Raw genomic sequence first — 5,606 nt, 5'->3', positions numbered from 1 at the left:
CCGCGACGCCCTCTTCGCTATAGGCGTTCACGTCGGTCGAACCCCAGCTGACGGCCGCGCGGGGCGACAGGGCGATGCCGCCCATGTCGAACCACAGGCCGCCCTGGACGCGGGCGCCGACGCTGCCGCCGTTGGTCTCGCCCGTGTGGACGATGGGGGCCAGCGAGGTCTGGCGGGTGATGTCGTCGTAGTTGTCGATCGACCCGCCCGCGGCCGCGCCGAGGAACATGTTGCCCGACCGCCAGCCGGCCCAGGCGTCGAAGGCGTAGGTCTCGACGTCGAAGCCCATGGCGCCGGCCTCGACGTCGGCGGTCCGGAAGGTTCCGGCGATGCCGAAGCGCAGGCTTTCGGAGGCCACGTGATCGATGGCGACGCGGCCGCCCCAGCCGGTGGCCTTGGACGAGGCCACGGAGCCGCGGGCGTCGCTCTCGACGCTGTCGGCGACGACGCCGAAGGACATGTGGGTGCCCGGTTCCCACGCGCCGCGGCCGGCGAAGGCCTCGGTGGACAGGTCCAGCAGATCCTCCCGCTGGCGGAAGGCGGTCTCGGCCTGCACGGCGGCCTGAGAGCCGAGATCGCCGTAGTACAGGTAGTCATTGGCCAGGCGGGCGATCAGACGATGGCCGGCGGCCGTCGGGTGGACGCCGTCCCAGTACAGGTAGCCGTCCGGGTTGGCGCAGACCGTCACGCCGTTGAGGCAGCTGTTGGTGGCGTTCGTCAGGCCGAAGCGGCCCGGGTTGGCGGCCAGCGGATCGCTGATCTTGTACAGGTCCATCAAGATGATGTTGGTGTTCGGCTGCGCGGCCGCGGTCACCATCAGGCGGCTGAGCAGGGCGCTGTTGAACGTGGTCCCCGAATAGTCGGCCAGGGCCGCGCCGCTGGGCCCGGTCGCCGAGAACTGCGGCGTGATGCCGAGGCGCGGCAGGTTGGTGACCAGGATGGTGCCGGCGCCGGCGGTGGCGATGCTGTTGACGATGAAGTTGATGTCGGTGGCGGCCGAGGTGGCGACCGACTGCATGACGCTCTGGGCCGTGGAGGGGCTGGCCGCGGCGCCGGGGAAGGCCTGGAAGATGTTGTTGGCGCCGCCCAGGACGCTGACCAGGTCATTGCGTCCGAAGGTGCCGCCGGCGCCGGTGTAGGACAGCAGCTGGTTGCGCATGCCGGGGGGCGAGGCGGCCGAGTCGGTGCGGGCGCCGCCGAAGGCGTAGTTGACGCTGCCGGTCACCGGCGCGCCGGCGGTGAAGCGCCCGGCGTTGAAGCCCAGCAACTCGGTGAAGACCGGCCCGTTCGAGAAGCGGCCCTGGAAATAGGGCGGGGACAGCGGCTGGGTGCCGCCGCTGACGGCGTACAGGTTGCCGTTGTCGCTCAGGCTGTCGCCGAAGACGACGAGGCGGTTGTAGGTCTGGGCGCTGGCCGCCGAGGCCGCGCCCATGGCGGCGACCGCCAACGCGGCGACGGCCGCGCTACGCAGGAAACGAGACATTGGTTTTCCTCCCTCGGCCGTCAGGGTGCGACCGTTGACCGCACTCTGCGCCCGTTTTCCGGGTACGCAAGATGCCGCTGGGGAAGCTTTCAGTAGAGCATGCGGAAGCGCAGCGTCCCGGCCACACCTCGCAGGGTTTGCACCGCGTCCGGATCATAGTCGCGGTCCACGTCGGTGATGACGTAGCCGGTGCGTTCGTCCGTCTTCAGATGTTGTCCCAGGATGTTCAGACCGGCCTCGGCCACGGCGCGGTTCAGCTCGGCCAGGACGCCGGGCTGGTTGCGGTGGATGTGCAGGATGCGGTGGGCGCCCGAGACCTCGGCCAGCTGCACGTTCGGCAGGTTGACGCAGAAGGTGGTGTCGCCCCGGTTCAGATAGGCCAGCAGCCGTTCGGCGGCGAATTCGCCGATGGCCTCCTGGGCCTCCTCGGTGGAGCCGCCGATGTGGGGCGTCAGGATGACGTTCTTCAGACCGCGAAGGGGGCTGTCGAACGGGTCGGCGTTGGTGGCCGGCTCTTCGGGGAAGACATCCACCGCCGCGCCGCCGACGCGGCCCGAGCCGAGCGCCTGGGCCAGGGCCCCGACGTCGACGATGTGGCCGCGCGAGAGGTTCAGCAGCAGGGCGCCGGGCTTCATCTTCGCGAACTGGGCCGCGCCCATGACGTCGGCGTTGTCGGCGCGTCCGTCGACGTGAAGGCTGACCACGTCGCTTTCGGCCAGCAGGGCGTCGAGCGAGGGCATGCGCCGGGCGTTGCCCAGCGCCAGCCGCTCGGTCAGGTCGTGGAAGATGACCCGCATGCCCAGCCCCTCGGCCAGCACCGACAGCTGGCTGCCGATGGCGCCGTAGCCGACGATGCCCAGGGTCTTGCCGCGCAACTCGCGCGAGCCGGTGGCGGACTTGTTCCATTCGCCCCGGTGCATGGCGGCGGACTTGTCCGGCACGTCGCGCATCAGGGTGATCATGACGCCGACGGCCAGCTCCACGACCGAGCGGGTGTTGGAGTAGGGGGCGTTGAACACCGCCACCCCGTGGTCCGAGGCGGCGGCCAGGTCGATCTGGTTGGTGCCGATGCAGAAGGCGGCGACGGCCATCAGGCGGTCGGCGGCGGCCAGAACCCGCTCCGTGACCTGGGTCTTGGAGCGGATGCCCAGAACGTGGACGCCCTTGATGCGCGCGATGAGTTCATCCTCGCCCAGCGCGCCCTTGACCGTCTCGACGGTGTAGCCGGCGTCCTCCAGCCGCGCGACGGCCGCGGGGTGGATCGTCTCGAGCAGCAGGATGCGCATGCGGCTGCGCGGATAGGACCAGCGGCCGGTCAGGCCTTCGGCGTGCAGCAGCTCGTCCATCGAGGCGACCTCGGCGTCGGCGACGGCCACGACGGTCGGGCGGCGGACGATCTCGGTATAGGCGTAGAAGCGGTCGGCGGCCCCGGCCTGCTTGACCTCTGCGTCGGTCCAGCCGTCGCCGACCATGACCACGGGGGAAGGAAGGCCCAGCGCCTTGATCACCTGCGGCTTTCCACCGGCATGGGACAGGGGGTTGGCGTCGTCGACGCCGGTGACGCGCCCGTCGGCGTCATAGGTCAGGTCGTTGCACAGCACCCGCTCCGGCGCGACGCCCAGCCGCTCGGCGATGGGAGCGATGATCTCGCGGAAGCCGCCCGACAGGATGACGATGTGATCGGCCGCGCCCCGGAAGAAGGCCAGGTTCTTGCGCACCGAGGGCGTGCCCTCGTCGAGGATGCGGTCGGCCAGGGTCTGCACATGGGCGCGGGTGAGAGGCAGCAGGGCCAGGCGGCGGCGCAGGGCCTCGCCGAAGGGGAGCTCTCCCGCCATGGCCTGATCGGTCAGGCGGGCGATCTCGGCGCGGACGGCGGCGGCGTCCGGCGAGCCTTCCAGCGCGATGTCGGCCAGGACCTCGAGCGTCTCCACGCGCACGAGGGTCGAATCGAAGTCGAAGACATAGGTCGCGTCAGCCATGTCGAGACCTTGGCTCACCTTCGCAGTTGCAGCAACGGGGGACAGTGCGCGCGCGAAGGGCGCACATCGGTTGATGCGCGCACCGGGGGCGACGATAGGCATCAAAATGACGGTTCAGACCCCGCTTCACCGTCGTCGTCGCCCTTCGCGGACGGTGCGATGGCGGTCAGGATCGGGCGGGACGGCGGGCGCGGCCGTGCCGCGAACTTTTTCGGGCGCGTCAGAAAAAAGCGGGTGCGAAGAGTGCGGATGAGCGTGCGCCCGCCCTGCCTCGATGCGGGCGGCGAAGCGCAGGGCGCGCAGGCATTTCTGGACGAGGCGGTGGAACAGGCGGGCGTGGCGGGTGCGGCCCTGAAGACGGGCGGCGGCCCGTTCGGCCAGAGCGAAGCGACAGATCGCCCCAATGTCGGGAGGGCCATCCCTGGGGATGAGAAGATCGCGGTCCATGTCCGACAGGATCGCATGCCGATGCGTCAGGATCGGACGTAGGGGGCGGCTGCCGTTACGGTAGCGGCCAGCCGGCCCTGACGGCGGCTGGGAAGTGATTAGTGGTTAGTGATTAGTGGTTCGATGCCGCCACGGGCGGGTGTCATCCTGATGCAGGCCGTTCGGCGGCCACCCACTAATCACTAACCACTAATCACCGGCTGGGCTCCGGCCCAACCGCTTGTAGCGCCAGCCTAGAACCGGCCGATGTTGCGCAGGCGGCTGTCGGGGCGGCGCGCGTCCAGGGCCGCGGCGCCGATGGCGGCGGCGATGGTGGCCAGGGCGATCAAGGCGCCGCCTTCCTTGGCGTGGGTCTTGGCGTAGTCGCCGGCGTCCTCGGCGTAGCGGCGGGCGGTGCGGCCGTGCTTCTTCAACGCCTTGCGCGAGGATTTCTGCGTCTGCTTCAGCCAGCGCCCGCCGCGGTCGCGGGCGTCGTCGGTGAGGTCATGGGCGCGGTCGCCGGCCTCGGCCACGCCGCGACGCACGCTTTCGGCCAGATCCTCGAACCGGCCGCGCAGGCCGTCGGCGTCGACCCAGCCGCGCGGATTGAGGCGGCCGCGCAGGCTTTCATACCGCGTCGGGCCGGTGCGCTGGTTCAGCAGGAGGGTGGCGAGGCCGACGCCGGCCAGCACCGCCAAGACGCCGGCGGCGATGCCGGGATGTTTGCGGACTTCGGCGAGGGCGGAGAACTGGCGAACCATCGGATAGTGAACCTCTTCATCGAGGCCGTCTTCGGTCGGGTCGTAGAGCCCGTCGTCGTCCGGCGCATAGGCGGAACCCTTGTCCCGCATCAATGAAGGAGCGAACCGGGCGAGAAGAGGTTCCGCGACACCGGGCAAGGCGTTGTAAAGACTGGCGATCAGACGCCCGCCGCCGCCCACGGTGATCTCGCGGATCGGGTGGACGGCGCAGTACAGCACCGTGTCGGCGGCGACGTGGGTCGCATAGACCGGCTGGGGATTGTGCACGGCGTAGCCGGTCAGGTTTCGCGCATGCCGGCTGTAGGGCGTGTCCAGCGCCGCCGGCTTGACCAGCGACAGGCTGATCGGGGCCTGGTCGCGCATGATCTCCATGCGCAGGGCGTTGGTGAAGCCCTTCACCGCGTGCTTGGACGCCGAATAGACGCCCTGCACCGGCATGGGGGCGTCCGACAGGATGGAGCCGACATTGATGATGGCCCCGCCCCAGGGCCGCGTGCGCAGCCGTTCGGCGGCGACGAGGGAGCCGTTGACCACGCCCCAGTAGTTGGTCTCGAACAGCCGCCGCTGGTCCTCCAGGGTGGTCTCGCGGATCGGGCCGAAGATGGAGACGCCCGCGTTGTTCACCCAGGTGTCGAAACCGCCGAACAGGCGCTGGCACTTGTCCGCGGCCTCGGACAGGGCGTCGAAGTCGGCCACGTCGGCGATGGCCCAGGCGGCGCGGGCGCCGGTGGCCTGAAGCTCTTCGCACAGGGCGCGCAGGTCCTTTTCGCCGCGCGCGATCAGGAAGACGTTAGCCCCCGCCTTCGCCGCTCGCCGCGCCACCGCCAGCCCGATTCCCGAGGTGGCGCCGGTGATGACGATCACCTGCTTGTTCAAGGGCTTGAGGTGCGCTTTGGTCATGAAACCGCCGGCTGAGGTTGAGCATGGACTATACCGCCTGACGCCGGGGAGGGGAGG

Annotated in this window: 4 protein-coding genes and 1 pseudogene; 1 reads left to right on the top strand and 4 read right to left on the bottom strand. The window is 70.0% G+C overall.

Going from position 1 to position 5,606, the window contains the following annotated elements; all coding sequences use genetic code 11:
• The 3 genes and pseudogenes from Q0C81_RS10450 to Q0C81_RS18310 form a co-directional block, all read right to left on the bottom strand.
• On the bottom strand, nt 1-1,483 hold a 1,483-nt coding region (locus tag Q0C81_RS10450; protein WP_291837265.1), incomplete at its 3' end, for an SGNH/GDSL hydrolase family protein.
• Nucleotides 1,484-1,572: 89 nt separating this feature from the next.
• Nucleotides 1,573-2,802 carry a phosphoglycerate dehydrogenase gene (gene serA, locus Q0C81_RS10445; protein ID WP_367117997.1) on the bottom strand — a complete coding sequence of 410 codons (1,230 nt, stop codon included), beginning with the start codon at nt 2,800-2,802 and terminating at the stop codon, nt 1,573-1,575.
• A gap of 135 nt (nt 2,803-2,937) precedes the next feature.
• Nucleotides 2,938-3,462, bottom strand: a pseudogene (locus Q0C81_RS18310) (HAD family hydrolase); the annotation flags it as partial.
• Nucleotides 3,463-3,621: 159 nt separating this feature from the next.
• Here Q0C81_RS18310 and Q0C81_RS10440 point away from each other — a divergent pair.
• Entirely contained in the window at nt 3,622-3,951 is a 330-nt protein-coding gene (locus Q0C81_RS10440) for a hypothetical protein (protein WP_291837261.1), read from the top strand.
• Nucleotides 3,952-4,142: 191 nt separating this feature from the next.
• On the opposite strand, the gene Q0C81_RS10435 is transcribed toward Q0C81_RS10440, so the two are convergent.
• Nucleotides 4,143-5,549, bottom strand: a complete 1,407-nt coding sequence (locus Q0C81_RS10435; protein WP_291837259.1) for an SDR family oxidoreductase — start codon at nt 5,547-5,549, stop codon at nt 4,143-4,145.
• Nucleotides 5,550-5,606 lie beyond the last annotated feature (57 nt).

The organism is Brevundimonas sp. (genome assembly GCF_023259385.1).
Taxonomy (GTDB): domain Bacteria; phylum Pseudomonadota; class Alphaproteobacteria; order Caulobacterales; family Caulobacteraceae; genus Brevundimonas.
This window is presented reverse-complemented; position numbering and strand designations above follow the sequence as displayed.

Bases quoted from the DNA above. Each gene is read 5' to 3' on its own strand.
- Q0C81_RS10440 (WP_291837261.1), top strand. From the start codon at position 3,622: ATGGCGGTCAGGATCGGGCGGGACGGCGGGCGCGGCCGTGCCGCGAAC.
- Q0C81_RS10435 (WP_291837259.1), bottom strand. From the start codon at position 5,549: ATGACCAAAGCGCACCTCAAGCCCTTGAACAAGCAGGTGATCGTCATC.